The organism is Methylocaldum sp. MU1018, from assembly GCF_053646775.1.
This window is the reverse complement of the sequence record NZ_CM132195.1, coordinates 4014273-4027932: the sequence shown is the minus strand read 5'-3', so window position 1 is coordinate 4027932 and position 13660 is coordinate 4014273. Positions and strand designations below refer to the sequence as shown.

General features: G+C 61.5%; 14 protein-coding genes. 7 read left to right on the top strand and 7 right to left on the bottom strand.

Going from position 1 to position 13660, the window contains the following annotated elements:
- The 6 genes from ACWJKU_RS18550 to ACWJKU_RS18525 form a co-directional block, all read right to left on the bottom strand.
- Positions 1-522 carry a cupredoxin domain-containing protein gene (locus ACWJKU_RS18550; RefSeq protein ID WP_454144764.1) on the bottom strand — a complete coding sequence of 174 codons (522 nt, stop codon included), beginning with the start codon at positions 520-522 and terminating at the stop codon, positions 1-3.
- A gap of 8 nt (positions 523-530) precedes the next feature.
- Positions 531-683 (bottom strand): hypothetical protein, encoded by a 153-nt coding sequence (locus ACWJKU_RS18545; protein ID WP_454144762.1) that lies wholly within the window; start codon positions 681-683, stop codon positions 531-533.
- 184 nt (positions 684-867) lie between these two features.
- The gene (locus ACWJKU_RS18540; protein ID WP_454144760.1) at positions 868-1494 is read right to left on the bottom strand and encodes an FMN-binding negative transcriptional regulator; all 627 of its coding nucleotides are present in this window, start codon (positions 1492-1494) and stop codon (positions 868-870) included.
- Positions 1495-1717: 223 nt separating this feature from the next.
- Positions 1718-2185, bottom strand: coding sequence for a GNAT family N-acetyltransferase (locus ACWJKU_RS18535; protein ID WP_454144758.1), 468 nt, complete (start codon positions 2183-2185; stop codon positions 1718-1720).
- Positions 2186-2262: 77 nt separating this feature from the next.
- A complete protein-coding gene (locus tag ACWJKU_RS18530) occupies positions 2263-2676 on the bottom strand; it encodes a hypothetical protein (protein WP_454144756.1) in 414 nt (137 codons plus the stop codon).
- 203 nt (positions 2677-2879) lie between these two features.
- Positions 2880-3299, bottom strand: a complete 420-nt coding sequence (locus ACWJKU_RS18525) for a CBS domain-containing protein (RefSeq protein WP_454144754.1) — start codon at positions 3297-3299, stop codon at positions 2880-2882.
- Between the two features lie 838 nt (positions 3300-4137).
- Here ACWJKU_RS18525 and ACWJKU_RS18520 point away from each other — a divergent pair.
- Positions 4138-4590, top strand: a complete 453-nt coding sequence (locus tag ACWJKU_RS18520) for a hypothetical protein (RefSeq protein ID WP_454144752.1) — start codon at positions 4138-4140, stop codon at positions 4588-4590.
- Positions 4591-4744: 154 nt separating this feature from the next.
- Here ACWJKU_RS18520 and ACWJKU_RS18515 read toward each other — a convergent pair whose 3' ends face one another.
- Positions 4745-5251 carry a DUF1269 domain-containing protein gene (locus ACWJKU_RS18515; RefSeq protein WP_454144750.1) on the bottom strand — a complete coding sequence of 169 codons (507 nt, stop codon included), beginning with the start codon at positions 5249-5251 and terminating at the stop codon, positions 4745-4747.
- Positions 5252-5763: 512 nt separating this feature from the next.
- On the opposite strand from ACWJKU_RS18515, the gene ACWJKU_RS18510 reads away from it, so the two are divergent.
- The 6 genes from ACWJKU_RS18510 (at position 5764) to ACWJKU_RS18485 (ending at position 13326) form a co-directional block, all read left to right on the top strand.
- The gene (locus ACWJKU_RS18510; protein ID WP_454144748.1) at positions 5764-7209 is read left to right on the top strand and encodes a DUF3375 domain-containing protein; all 1446 of its coding nucleotides are present in this window, start codon (positions 5764-5766) and stop codon (positions 7207-7209) included.
- A gap of 2 nt (positions 7210-7211) precedes the next feature.
- The gene (locus tag ACWJKU_RS18505; RefSeq protein WP_454144746.1) at positions 7212-7853 is read left to right on the top strand and encodes a DUF4194 domain-containing protein; all 642 of its coding nucleotides are present in this window, start codon (positions 7212-7214) and stop codon (positions 7851-7853) included.
- Positions 7846-8196, top strand: coding sequence for a hypothetical protein (locus tag ACWJKU_RS18500; RefSeq protein WP_454144744.1), 351 nt, complete (start codon positions 7846-7848; stop codon positions 8194-8196). The genes ACWJKU_RS18505 and ACWJKU_RS18500 overlap by 8 nt, the downstream gene beginning before the upstream one ends.
- A complete protein-coding gene (locus tag ACWJKU_RS18495; RefSeq protein ID WP_454144743.1) occupies positions 8186-8434 on the top strand; it encodes a hypothetical protein in 249 nt (82 codons plus the stop codon). Before ACWJKU_RS18500 ends, ACWJKU_RS18495 begins: the two co-directional genes overlap by 11 nt.
- Positions 8435-8439: 5 nt before the next feature.
- Positions 8440-11805 (top strand): ATP-binding protein, encoded by a 3366-nt coding sequence (locus ACWJKU_RS18490; protein WP_454144742.1) that lies wholly within the window; start codon positions 8440-8442, stop codon positions 11803-11805.
- 312 nt (positions 11806-12117) lie between these two features.
- A complete protein-coding gene (locus tag ACWJKU_RS18485) occupies positions 12118-13326 on the top strand; it encodes a DUF3322 domain-containing protein (protein ID WP_454144741.1) in 1209 nt (402 codons plus the stop codon).
- Positions 13327-13660 lie beyond the last annotated feature (334 nt).

The window sequence follows — 13660 nt, the reverse complement described above, 5'->3', positions numbered from 1 at the left end:
TTATCTCCCGATCGGTTGCGCATTGAGCGCGGTGGGCCAGCTTTCCTTGGCCACCACCGTCACCTTGCTCCACATATGATCGTGCCCGAGCCCGCAGTATTCGTTGCAGAGCATGGGATATTCGCCGGGCTTCGGAAAGGTCGTGGTGATCTCGGAAACGTAGCCGGGAACCACCATGGTGGCCATATTGGTCATCGGAATATGGATGCCGTGCAACACATCGGCGCTGGCGATGCGAAACGTGACCCGGGTTTCGGTGGGGATCTGAATATGGCGGGGATAGAATCCGTAGCGGGCGGCGACCAGGACGACTTTGATGGTCCCGTCCGGCTGGGTCCAGACGCCCAGCTTATCCTCGGCGAATTCGGCGCTGAGGTGAAGGCTGGCGGGATCGATGGTTTCGAGGTGACTGGGCGGGTGGATGTTTCGCGCGATCGCCGTGTAGAAAATGGCCGCCAGGAAGATGCCGATGACCGCCAGAACCAGATAAATCCATTTTCTCTCGAGCGGGTGGATGTGCATGGCTCACCTCACTGCACGCCGCCGCGCGGCAGAAACACGCCGAAATAAAGGAAAAGCCAGGCGACCGCCATGCCGGCGACGACCAGGCAGAGCAGCGTCCAAGTGCCGATCGGCGTGAACTTCGAGGGATCGAAACTTTCTTCATTATTTCTTGTGTCCATGTTTGTCCCCTTGACAAAATCGGCCGTGCGCAAACACTCGGGGAGTGTGCTCCGCCTGATTGTCAGACGCAAGCCTTATCCGGTTACGATTTGCCGCAAAACGACAGGTTCCGCCGGCTGTGCGATACAGGAGCTGACTGGAGGCGGGCGAAGCCTGCTGTAAGCCGCTCCGCCCGACCGCAACTCAGGACTCAGCATGAATCGACGCTGACATGAGCTTTGCAACCGCGGCCCCGGTTTGGTTGTTCGACTGTTTCAACGCCTCAATTACGCGCTGCCGGTCTTCGGTCGGGCGGTTCTGGCCGAGCTTGAATTTTCCCTGAACGTCCGCGATTTCGATTTCGAAGCCCACGATCATGTCGAGAAGTTTTGAACGCCGCTCGCCCGTAAGATTTGGTTTCCACGGATTTGGCATGTAGGACTCATGGATTTGGGTTAGCCGTCCAAGCAAGGCTTCAAGCTCGCACTCGTCTTCAATGAGCCGGGGCTTCCCGCGCAGGTGAACCACCGCGTAATTCCACGTTGGGACACCGGGCGATGAATACCATGAAGGGGATACATAAGCGTGCGGCCCTTGAAAAACAACCAAGACTCCACTGCTTGCCGCAAAGTGCCGCCACTGTGGATTTGCCCGTGCCATATGGCCGAGCAGCTTTCCTTGCGAATCGGCGGAGTGTTCAAAAAGGAAGGGCAGATGACTGACAAAAGGTACGCCCTCGGGAGCCGTGACCAACATCCCAAATGGATAATCTTCGATGAGTGCCAAAATACGCTCTGAATCTGTTTCCTTGAAATGTTCCGGGATGTACATGGCCGATGAGTTCTAAAGAGGCTGTAGAAAAACCTGTTTTTTCAGTCTCGCATACTCCGCACCGAGATTATTTCGTTCGGGATACCCGAGCCCGCATGCGGAATAGCGTACCTGCGATTCCAATCGCAAACGGTCATCCGGAGAAGGGGCTGGCCGGCACTTCCGCCGCATGGAAACGCTCCGTTCGGCGCATTACGCCGAAGCTGATGCGCCCGACGACGGGCTAAGAGGCGCGCCCTTCTTTAGGGGCGATGCGAAAACTAAAGCCGTGACGTTCGAAATCCAGCGACTCGTAAAAAGCGTGCGCGCGATTGCGTTTTAGGTTCGATGATAGCACAGCCTTATAGCAACCGCTCTTGGCGGCAAGCTGAATTGCATGGCGCATCATGTCCTTCCCGATGCCTTGCCCCTGAAGCGCGGGATCGACTGCGACATCTTCGATGATTGCCGACGGAGCGCCCAAGTGTCCCAAGTTGTCCATAATGAGAAGCGCGAATGTGCCTACGACGCGGTCGCCTTTGACTGCGATATAAATTTTATAGTCAGGGTAGCGCGCCATGCGCTCGAAGATGCGCTCCGCTTCCGATACAGTAAGTACTTTTCCATCGTCCAGATCAGGCTGAGCGTAGAGTTGCAGCAGATCGGGCAAATCTGACTTCAACGCTTCGCGAAAATGGAGCGCGCTATTCATTTCTTGTCTCCTGAGACGCCCAACGTGGAGTCGAGGGGTGCGCCGCCGAGAGGCGGAGCGTCCCCTTGAACGAAAGGTCAGGGTACATATGGCGCGTGAAATACGCCTTGATTTCGGAGGCTGGCGAGGACACCGGAAAAGTCTTTCTTGTAGTGCGGGCCAAGCCATACGACGTTGGACACGATGCCGTCCGTGACGTAATGCCCGACATATAGGACAACGCCAGTCTTGATGACGGCACCGGAACCTCCAATGATGTTTCTGACTCGATCAGTCAAGCCGAGTACGCCATAGGCGGCTTTACCCGTTGGGTGAATGAATATGGAATATGCCCTCGTATCTTTGATGTAAATCCATTTCTCGAATTCGAGGCTGCGTATGGCAGATACGACTTCGTCGGGCACCGACACCGATGTTGCTTTCAACACGGCCAGCGCTTTATCGAGCAACGAACGATCCGACATGTATTTTTCACGCGCAGCGGCCAGCACTTCCAGGAGCTTCGTTTTTGGTGCTTGGCAGGGAGCGCCGCATAAATCTCTACCATGAGCGGCGTGTACCCACGGATAAATGCTGAGGCGTCCTGCTCGGCTATGATCATTGGTAATGCACCCTTAATGTCAAAGCTTGGGGACGCGCCGCTTGCGGCGCGTCTCTAGAGGGCTCCGTGTTAGCCCTGCCCATCACACTTGGGTCACGGTGTGGGCGTGCCGCCTCCGCGGACGATCTCGATCAGCGCATTCAAGGCGTCGGTGACAGTGAAAATGCCCAGAAACCGGCCATCTTCATCCTCGACGATCACGCTGCCGATCTTTTTTTCGGACATGGCGTACGCCACTTCATCCAGGGGCGCGGTAGCGCTCACGGTCACGGGATCGGCCGTCATAATGTCGGCCGCTCGCGCTTGGAGTTTCTCCGCGAAACTCAAACCCGAGACGACGCGCACATCCCGGTCGCTGATCACCCCAACTACAGTATCGCCGCGGACGACGGGGAGGTGGCGGACGTCGTGTTCCTTCATCAGGCGCTGCAGATCGTCGATCGTCATATCTTCGTTCGCGGTAACGGGGTCGAGGGTGGTGAACTCATCCACCGGCACATTTATGGGCAACATGGCAGGTCTCCTGTAATCGTTCGTAGGAAGCGAATGTGACTAGCTGTGATGTTTCAATAGATTAACCGTCGTCAATAGAGTTGTTAACAGTTAACGGCTAACGTCTATGCATTTATCCGTCGTGCGTAGGCGAAATACCCTGGTGTGACTGGCTCTGGCATCGGTGCGCATGATGGATAAATGTCTCCGCGACAACGCCGAGGTCGCCGGGTATCAGAAGGAATTGACGGAAGCTGGAACACAGGAAAAGGCCGGGCTTGGATGTGCCGGTTGAACGCCCCAGGAGTTCTGTGGGGTTTTCGGAAGGAAGCTGTGGGCCGTTTTCGCGCGTATTGGACGTGATTCCGGCAACAGGGCGAGCACGTTCGCAGGCCGCCTCGGGCCTGTCGCAAATTCCTCTTTATGGATGCTGACGAGTGGGGCGGTTTCAGCCGTCAGCCTCCTTCAAAGCGACCGGGAACCAGGATGGCGATAACCCGCAGTCGTAGCACCGGGTCAGCATCATGCAATGTCCGGCAAGCGCCGCCCGGCAGGGAACGCTCGGTAGCCAGATACTCGAAATAACGGAATCATCGTTCGTCTCCTCGAAGAAGCCCTCATCGGGCTGATCCGAGTGTGAACGATGCGGCTACGAAGGCAGGCCTAAGAGAGGCCCCGCGGAGCGGCTTAGTTCAACGCCTGGCTTTGCGTCAACCTTGATGCCTAATCCGTAAGGCCAAATAATCCGAACTGAATTTTTTCTTGAGTTAGCTATGCGGCGCCCACACGGGCTACGAGATTCAAGCCACGGCTCCGACGAGCGGCATACAATTGGAGATACGTATAAAGGAGGCGTGCCATGCGCGGAATCGGCTCTATCGTAGCCTTCATGATCCTGGCCTTTGCTGCTCATGCGGACGTTTTCCGCTGCGAAACCGGCGGCAAGACGGAGTACACCGACCAGCCGTCCGACGGCTGTAGCCCCGTGGCCATCCGCCACGAAGCTCCGAATCCGGAAGCACTGGCCCGACTCCAGCAAAACCGGGAAGCGTATCAGCAAAGCATGGCTCAGTGGCGCGAGCAGCGGGCCGCGGCGCTACAGGCCGAGGCACAACGTCCGATCATCTTCTACACCCCGAAATCTGAGCCGACGTATCCGCTGCCTTATTCGGCCTATCCGCTCTATCCGTTTTACTCGGCTTATCCGTTTCTGCCGGTTTTGAATCCCGCTCCGATGCCGGAGCACGCACCGGTTCATCGGGGCCCGGCTCGTATCGAGCTGACCAATGGCATTCCGGGAAGAAAGCGCTGAAGAAGCACGGAACCACGCGGTATAGCTCGCGTCGAATGGAACATTGTTCCCATGCGGCCTGGCACGACGATGCGGCCGGCGGATCCGAGTCTCTATCGCCGGAATTCCGCCGATCCCGCCCCGACCGCCGCGGCGCGACAGACTCTCTCCGTACTCACGGGAACGGCGGGATGGTCGGTTCGGTGCCTTCGCATTCCGCTTCGGGATGATGCTTTTTGACCAGTTCCTCGACCTCTTCCACCCGCTCCTTCGGCACGTCGACCATGACCAGCAACTCGCCCCGCCCGATGGCATCCTCGTAATCCTTCAACTGCCGGTTGCCGGTACTCGCGCCGATCATGCTCGAAGCCCAGGCGCCGAATCCCGCGCCCAGCAGCGAAATCGCCAGGACCGCTCCGCCGCCGAGAACCAGTCCGGTCGGCAAGGCCACGGCGACCAGCCCGGCCAGCATGCCGGTCATTCCGCCGACGGCGATGCCCTGCTCCAGGGCGGGAATGAAATCGGTCTTTTGCAGAAACGTCGCCTCCGGCAAATCTTCGAGCGGCGTTCCGCGTTTTGCCAGAACATGAATATGCCGCTCCTCCACCCGAGCCAAAAGCAGGCCGTCCACGATTTTCCTGGTCGTTTCGATATCGGGCACCAAAAAATAAATTCTCTTCATGACCTTACTCCTGAGCGTCATCTCCAGGCCGTTTCCCGAAACTCCGCGGCCGACCGGCTCGCCAGCCCCGCTATCCGTTGGGTAGCGGCATGCCTCGCCTTCGAACATCGCCCTGCGCGGCCCCTTCGGAATCATTCATCGCGTTGCGCCAGCCCGCTGCCCGAGGGCGCAACGCCGGTTCCCGGAGGCGGGAGGTGTTGTCCGGGCGCTTGCGTCCGATCGGCCGTCCCGCCGAATCATCGAACACCGTTTGTTAGACAGCGCCGCTACCGACGGGGTTCTTGGTCGCATCGATGCTGCCGGCGGATGGTCCGTGCGCTTTTTTCTGCCCGGAAAGCGGCGAAACAGGCAAATAAAAAATCGACGACGTGCCGATATGACTCGTTTCTCTTTAAAATTAAAAACCTCTTCGCACCTGGATCGTTTCGCCGCCGGCAAGCGAAACGGGCGAAGACACCCGTAAACGGTTCGGTTTCAGAAGCAGACGAACAAGCACAGCGACCGCAAATCGCATGAACCTCGATTTCACCACCCTCGACCTCCTCCGCCAGAACCATCCGGCCTGGCGCTTGCTGCGCTCGGATCACGCGCCGCTGGTGGCGAGTTTTCTGCATCGCGTGTTCGTCGCGCCCAACGTGCGGACGATGGCGCAGTCGGATCTGGCGGAAGCGCTGGAGGACGAGCTGTTCGGACTGCGCGAGCGGCTGGGGGAGGAGGCATTCCCCAAGCCTGCGCTCGAATACCTGAACGACTGGGCCGGCAACGACAAGGCCTGGCTGCGGAAGTTCTACGTGCAAGGCTCGGACGAACCGCACTTCGATCTGACGCCTTCCACCGAAAAGGCGATCGCCTGGCTGGGCACGCTGACCGAACGGGCTTTCGTCGGCACCGAATCGCGGCTGCTCACCTTGTTCGAACTGCTCAAGCAGATGAGCGAAGGCTCCGAGACCGACCCCGAGGCGCGCATCGCAGAACTCCACAAGCGCCGCGACGAGATCGACGCCGAAATCGCGCGCATCCTGGGGGGCGACATCCCCCTGCTGGACGACACGGCGCTGAAGGACCGGTTCCAGCAGTTCATGGCCCTGGCCCGCGAACTCCTCACCGATTTCCGCGAAGTCGAGCACAATTTCCGCGCGCTGGACCGTCGGGTGCGGGAGCGCATCGCGCTGTGGGACGGCGGCAAGGGCGCGCTGCTGGAAGAGATCATGGGCGAGCGCGACGCCATCGCCGACTCGGATCAGGGCCGGAGCTTCCGCGCCTTCTGGGACTTCCTCATGTCCAGCCGCCGCCAGGAGGAACTGACGGAACTGCTGGATCGGGTGCTGAGCTTGCCGCCGGTGGCCGAACTCCGGCCGGACGCCCGCACTCGCCGCATTCACTACGACTGGCTGGAAGCGGGCGAGCACACCCAGCGCACGGTCGCCCAGCTTTCGCAGCAGTTGCGGCGCTTCCTGGACGACAAGGCCTGGCTCGAGAATCGCCGTATCATGGATATCCTTCGCAGCATCGAGACCAAGGCGCTGGAGCTGCGCGACGCGCCGCCCGCGGGCGAGATCATGAGCGTCGCCGACACCGCCGCGACCATCGAGCTGCCCATGGAAAGGCCTCTCTACGTCCCGCCGATCAAGCCGCGCATCGCCGACCTGGCACTGGAAACGGGCGACGCCGAGGTGGACGCCGCCGCGCTGTTCTCCCAGGTGGTCGTCGACAAAACGGCGCTGTCGCGCCACATCCGCCATGCCTTGCAGGAACGCTCGCAAATCACTCTGCGCGAACTGTGCGAGAAGCGCCCCTTGAAGCAGGGACTTGCCGAACTGGTCGCCTACTTGCAACTGGCGGGCGAAACCTTCAAGTCCGTGGTGGACGAAGAGATCACCGAGATCATTGTCTGGCGCTACGGCGACGACGGACGCCTGAAACAAGCCCGGTTGCCGCGGGTGATCTTCGTGAGATAACGATGGCGGAACAAGACATCGAAACGCCGAACAACGCCGCGCCCGAGTTGTCGGCCCTGGTGGTGCCGCTGCTGAAAGGCGTGATCTACCGGGAAAGCGATCCCGCGCTGTGGAACGCGCTGCTCACTCTCCAGGGCCGCGTGCGCGACTACGTGGCCGTGCTCGGGCTGGAGCTGATGCTGGACGAAGCCGAAGGCTACGCTTTCCTGCGCTCGCGCGCCGGCGACGAGGACGACGCCGCGGCCAAGGCTCCGCGTCTGGTGGCCCGGCGTCCGCTTTCGTTCCCGGTCAGCCTGCTGCTGGCGCTGCTGCGCAAGAAGCTGGCCGAATTCGACGCGAGCGGCGGCGACACCCGCCTGGTGCTCTCGCGCGGCGAGGCGGTCGAGTTGATCCGGGTGTTCCTGCCCGAGGGCAGCAACGAGGCCAGGCTGATCGACCAGGTCGACGCCCATCTCAACAAGATCGTGGAGCTCGGCTTTCTGCGCCGCCTGAAGCCGGCCGCCGGGCAAGAGGCCACGTTCGAGGTGCGGCGCATCCTCAAGGCCTTCATCGACGCGCAATGGCTGGCGGAATTCGATCAGCGGCTGGACGCCTACAAGTCGCTGTTGCTCGAAAACCGGCAGGATTATCAAGGCGATGAATGAAACCACATTTGGTGACGAAAAAGCGGCTACGGACACCGCCACCGTGGCCCTGGTGAACAAGTCTTATCAAGAAGCAAAAGCGGGAAAGAAGCACGCCGGCTTGCTGAAGCGCTACAGAAACGATCCCGATCATCTCATAGAGCGAGCGATTCGGACGTACAATAAACGCATCGAGGAGCACCGCGCCTGGATCATCGATCCAACGCTGAAGGTCAGCGACGAACTGAGCGATATCGAAATCGATTATCTCGTGAAGCGGAAGTGGCCGGCCGATATTCTCCGGCTGGAACAGGAGCGGGACATCATGATCGGAATCTTGGAGGAACGCAGACGTGGCAAATAGAATCGACTTGCAAGTGATACTCGAGGAAATCGTGAACGCCGCCAAAGAACACGGTGCCGAAGCTGCTCGCGGCGAGCGGGAGTTCGACAAAGGCTTGGCCATGGCGTACTACGATGTCTTAAACATCGCCAAGGAGCATGCCGAGTTGCTAGGAGTCGATCCGGCCGAAATCGGATTGGCGGATATCGACCTGGAAAAACAATTGCTGCGGCCTAGGCGGAAGGAAGCGACGGCCTGACGGTTTTGGAAACGCTGAGCCTGGATTTCACCGGGGACGACACGCTCACCGGCTATCGCCTGCACCGCCTGGAAGTGTTCAACTGGGGCACCTTCGACGGCCGGGTCTGGACGCTGCATCTCGACGGCAAGAACGCCTTGCTCACCGGCGACATCGGCTCCGGCAAATCCACCCTGGTCGACGCCGTGACCACGCTCCTGGTGCCGGCCCACCGCATCGCCTACAACAAGGCGGCCGGAGCCGACGCCAGGGAGCGCACCCTGCGCTCCTACGTGCTGGGCCATTACAAGTCCGAGCGCAGCGACGCCACCGGCTCCGCCAAGCCGGTCGCCCTGCGCGACCACAACAGCTACTCGGTGATCCTCGGCGTGTTCCACAACGCCGGCTACGATCAGACCGTGACCCTGGCCCAGGTGTTCTGGACGAAGGAACCGCAGGGGCAGCCCGCCCGTTTCTTCGTCGGCGCCGAACGCGCGTCGTCCATCGCCCAGGATTTCGCTCATTTCGGCTCGGACATCGGCGCCTTGCGCAAACGGCTGCGCAACTCGGGCGCCGAAATCTTCGACAGCTTCCCGCCTTACGGCGCCTGGTTCCGCCGCCGCTTCGGCATCGACAACGAACAGGCGCTGGAACTGTTTCACCAGACGGTCTCGATGAAATCGGTGGGCAACCTGACCGACTTCGTGCGCAGCCACATGCTGGAGCCTTTCGACGTCGCCCCGCGCATTACCGCCCTGATCGCCCACTTCGACGATCTCAACCGCGCCCATGAAGCGGTGCTCAAGGCCAAGCGCCAGGTGGAGCTGCTCACGCCGCTGGTGGCCGATTGCGACCGGCATACGGAAATCGGCGCCCGCTGCGACGAACTGCGGGCCTGCCGCGAGGCGCTCAAGCCTTATTTCGCGCGTCTGAAACTCGGCCTGCTGGAAAAGCGCATCGCTACGCTCGACGACGAACTGGCGCGGCTCGATACGCTGGTGGCGCGACTCGAAGAACGGAAGCAAGGGCAGCAGGCCGAGGAGCGGGAACTTCGGCGCAGCATCGCCGAAAACGGCGGCGACCGCATCGAGCGGATCGGCGAGGAAATCCGCCAGAAAGAGGAAGAACAAGCGCGGCGGCGCAAGAAAGCCGCGGACTACGCCGAATTGGTGCGATCCCTGGATCTCGCTCCGCCCGAAGACGACGACGCCTTTCTCGCCCAGCGGCGCGAATTCGCCGCCCTGCAGGAGCAGGCCGACGCCCGCGAAGCGGAGCTCCAGAACGAGCAAAACGAAGTGCGCTTCGCCTTCGCCCAGGGCCGGGAGGAACACAAGGCGCTGACGGACGAGATCGAGAGCCTGAAGGCCCGCCGCAGCAATATCGACGCCCAGCAGATCGCCATGCGCGCCGCCCTGTGCCGGGCGCTGAACCTGTCCGAGGACGACATGCCTTTCGCCGGCGAGTTGATCCAGGTGCGCGAGGACGAGCGCGAATGGGAAGGCGCGGCGGAACGCCTGCTGCGCAATTTCGGCCTGTCCATGCTGGTGCCGGATGTCCATTACGCCCGGGTCGCGGAGTGGGTGGACCGCACCCATCTCAAGGGGCGGCTAGTCTATTTCCGGGTGCGGGAAGGCCAGCGCGGCGAGCTGCCCAGCCTCGACCGCGACTCGCTGGCGCACAAGCTCGCCGTCAAGCCCGATTCGGCCTTTTACGACTGGCTGGAACGGGAGCTCGCCCACCGCTTCGACTACGCTTGCTGCGCCATGCAGGAGCAATTCCGCCGCGAACCCAAGGCCATCACCCGCGCCGGCCAGATCAAGGCGCTTGGCGAGCGCCACGAAAAGGACGACCGGCACCGCCTGGACGACCGCAGCCGCTACGTGCTCGGCTGGTCCAACGCCGCCAAGATCGCCACCCTCGAATCCCGGGCGCGGCAGCTCGAAACCCGGCTGGGCGAACTGGGCAGCCGCCTCGCCGCCCTCGACGCCGAACAAAAGGCGATCCGAGTCCGGCTCACGACGCTGTCCAAGCTCGACGTCTACCGCGACTTCCGCGAACTCGACTGGCGCCCGCTGGCGAGCGAAGCGGCTCGGCTGCACGAAGAAAAACGCCGGCTCGAAGCCGCCTCGGACGTGCTCAAGCAACTCGGCGAGCGGCTGAACGCCGTGGTGCTCGCCCTGGAAGAAACCGAACGCCGGCTCGTCGACCGCAGGGACGATCGATCGCGGGCCGTGCAGAGGAGAAATGATGCCGACGCCTTGCGCGTGCAAGCCCAGGCCGTGCTCGACGACCCGGCCAATGCCGTCCACGCGGCCCGCTTCGCCTCGCTGGACGCGATGCGGGCGGAAGCTTTGGGCGAACATCGCCTCGAAGTCGAAAACTGCGACCCGCGCGAACAGGACATGCGCAAGTGGCTGCAGGGGCGCATCGACGCGGAGGACGCCAAGCTCGGCCGTCTGCGCGACAAGATCATCAAAGCCATGGCCGAATACAAGGATACCTACAAGCTGGAAACCCAGGACGTGGACGTCAGCATCGAAGCCGCCCACGAATACCGCGAGATGCTCGCGAAACTGGAGGCCGACGACCTGCCCCGTTTCGAGGCGCGCTTCAAGGAACTGCTCAACGAAAACACCATCCGCGAGGTCGCCAATTTCCAGTCGCAACTGAACCGCGAGCGGGAGACCATCAAGGAGCGGATCGCCCAGATCAACGCTTCGCTCAATCAGATCGACTACAACCCCGGCCGCTACATCGTGCTGGAAGCGCAGCTCTCCCCGGACAACGACCTGCGCGACTTCCAGTCTGCCTTGCGCAAATGCACCGAAGGCGCGTTGACGGGTTCGGACGACGCCCAATACTCCGAAGAGAAATTCCTCCAAGTGAAGGACATCATCGAGCGTTTCCGCGGACGCGAAGGACAGGCCGACATGGATCGGCGCTGGACGGCGCGGGTCACCGACGTGCGCAACTGGTTCACCTTCGCCGCCTCCGAGCGCTGGCGCGCCGACGGAACCGAACACGAGCACTACTCCGACTCGGGCGGCAAATCGGGCGGACAAAAGGAAAAACTCGCCTACACCATCCTCGCGGCCAGCCTGGCCTACCAGTTCGGCCTGGAATGGGGCGCGGTGCGCTCCCGTTCCTTCCGCTTCGTGGTCATCGACGAAGCCTTCGGCCGCGGCTCGGACGAATCGGCCCAGTACGGATTGAAACTGTTTCAGCAGCTCAACCTGCAACTTCTCATCGTCACGCCGCTGCAGAAAATCCACATCATCGAACCCTTCGTCGCCAGCGTCGGCTTCGTCCACAACGAGGAAGGCCGCGCCTCCAAGCTGCGCAACCTCACCATCGAGGACTACCGCGCCGAAAAGGCGAGGGCCAGGGCGTGACGTCGTTCCATTGGATCGGGAAAGCCCCGAAAGCTCCTTACAATCGCAAACGCGCACTTGGTCTTGTAGGTCGGGAATCCTTTCCCGACGTTAACGGGTTGACGACCGGCGTTGTCGGCAAAGGATTGCCGACCTACAACTACAAAAGCCCTCTCCTTCCAGGAACGGTTGTAATAGGCCTTCTCCCGTTGAAGGGCGGCGCAAAAGCTCCCTCTCCCTCTGGGAGAGGGCTGGGGTGAGGGAGATGAAAAGGGCAAGTGCCTGTTTTATCAGCCATCATCATGTCCTTCTCCCAGAGAACGTAGTCGAGGCATGACCTGGACCACCCCCACCGACCTCCGCGCCCAGGTGCAAAAACTGTGGGACAAAGGCCTGATCCTGGCCAGCCTGGCCGGCGGCGAGACCGTGTTCCCGCGCCGACTGACGCTCAAGGGACCTTCCTCGTCCGAACTCGCGGATCGGTTCGATCAAGTGCGGACGTGGATCGCGAATCTCAGGCGGGGCGCACACTACCGGGTCGTGACGCGCGACGTGCGGCACCGCATCCTCGGCGCGAACCGGATTCCCGACGAAATCTGGATCGACACGCTCGACGACGCGCTGGCCCTGATCGGAAAACGCCGCGACGCCGAGCGCTTCGCCCAACTCGCGGCGACCACCCGGAACCGCCGGCCTTCGGCGCTCCCCTGGCTGGCCAGGTATCCGCTGAAAGCCCTGGAACTGGCCGATCGCTGGCCGCTGCTGCTCGACATCATCGACTGGATAGAGGCCCACCCGCGCCCCGGCGTCTATCTCCGGCAAATCGACATTCCGGGCGTCCATACCAAGTTCATCGAAACCCATCGCGCGGTGCTGTCGGAACTTTTGGACCTCAGCCTGCCGCCCGATGCGATCGATGCCGACGCCGTCGGCCTCGGCCAATTCTGCCGCCGCTACGGATTCCGCGACAAGCCGGTCCGAATCCGTTTCCGCATCCTCGATCCCGAACTAGCTTTGCTGCCGGGCGGCACCGACCAGGACATCACCCTGGACCACGACACCTTCGCCCTGCTGGACGCCAAAGTCGACCGGGTATTCGTCACCGAAAACGAAATCAACTTCCTCGCCTTCCCGAACCTGCCCCGCAGCATGGTCGTGTTCGGCGCCGGGTACGGATTTGACCGGCTGGCTCAAGCCTCATGGCTGCACCGCTGCGCCGTCCACTACTGGGGCGACATCGACACCCACGGCTTCGCCATCCTGGACCAACTGCGCGCCCATCTTCCCCATGCCGAATCCTTCCTGATGGACCGCGAAACCCTGATGGCCCATCCCTCTCAATGGATGACCGAACCCCAACCGGTCCGCCGCGACCTCCTCCGCCTCACCCCCGAGGAACGGGCGCTTTACGACGACCTCCGCGACAACCGCATCCGCCCGGCCCTCCGCCTCGAACAGGAACGGATCGGTTTCGGCTGGATCGGGGCAGCATTGGAGCGGCTGAGGCTCGGATATAACGCTCGAGCTTGCCGTTTGAGCTAAGCCTTGCGGATCAGCGGTTTAGCTGCATTCGCGGTTCGCGGGAACTTTCCTTTTTGTTTGTTTATTGCACCGTATACGTGACAATAATTAAGACTATGGCCGAAAACAACGTTCCGATTCATGTTTCTGGTGTAGGGCGGGTTAGGTGCGCATCGGACGGACCCTGCAACGTTCCTTCGGTGTCGCCGCGCGCCGTAACCCACCAGGCAAGCCGCGGAATCGGTGGGTTACGGCGCACTCGCAGCGCAGTGTTCAATGACTGGCCGGTGCTGGAGTGCGCCTAACCCACCCTACGGCTATATCGCTGCGCAAGGACAGCGAAATCGACGGCATC

What these genes read in the sequence shown, in the direction of transcription:
- ACWJKU_RS18485 (WP_454144741.1), top strand. Translation starts at nt 12,118, where the DNA reads ATGACCTGGACCACCCCCACCGACCTCCGCGCCCAGGTGCAAAAACTG.
- ACWJKU_RS18515 (WP_454144750.1), bottom strand. Translation starts at nt 5,251, where the DNA reads ATGAAGAGAATTTATTTTTTGGTGCCCGATATCGAAACGACCAGGAAA.
- ACWJKU_RS18525 (WP_454144754.1), bottom strand. Translation starts at nt 3,299, where the DNA reads ATGTTGCCCATAAATGTGCCGGTGGATGAGTTCACCACCCTCGACCCC.
- ACWJKU_RS18500 (WP_454144744.1), top strand. Translation starts at nt 7,846, where the DNA reads ATGAATGAAACCACATTTGGTGACGAAAAAGCGGCTACGGACACCGCC.
- ACWJKU_RS18520 (WP_454144752.1), top strand. Translation starts at nt 4,138, where the DNA reads ATGCGCGGAATCGGCTCTATCGTAGCCTTCATGATCCTGGCCTTTGCT.
- ACWJKU_RS18535 (WP_454144758.1), bottom strand. Translation starts at nt 2,185, where the DNA reads ATGAATAGCGCGCTCCATTTTCGCGAAGCGTTGAAGTCAGATTTGCCC.
- ACWJKU_RS18510 (WP_454144748.1), top strand. Translation starts at nt 5,764, where the DNA reads ATGAACCTCGATTTCACCACCCTCGACCTCCTCCGCCAGAACCATCCG.
- ACWJKU_RS18545 (WP_454144762.1), bottom strand. Translation starts at nt 683, where the DNA reads ATGGACACAAGAAATAATGAAGAAAGTTTCGATCCCTCGAAGTTCACG.
- ACWJKU_RS18540 (WP_454144760.1), bottom strand. Translation starts at nt 1,494, where the DNA reads ATGTACATCCCGGAACATTTCAAGGAAACAGATTCAGAGCGTATTTTG.
- ACWJKU_RS18505 (WP_454144746.1), top strand. Translation starts at nt 7,212, where the DNA reads ATGGCGGAACAAGACATCGAAACGCCGAACAACGCCGCGCCCGAGTTG.
- ACWJKU_RS18550 (WP_454144764.1), bottom strand. Translation starts at nt 522, where the DNA reads ATGCACATCCACCCGCTCGAGAGAAAATGGATTTATCTGGTTCTGGCG.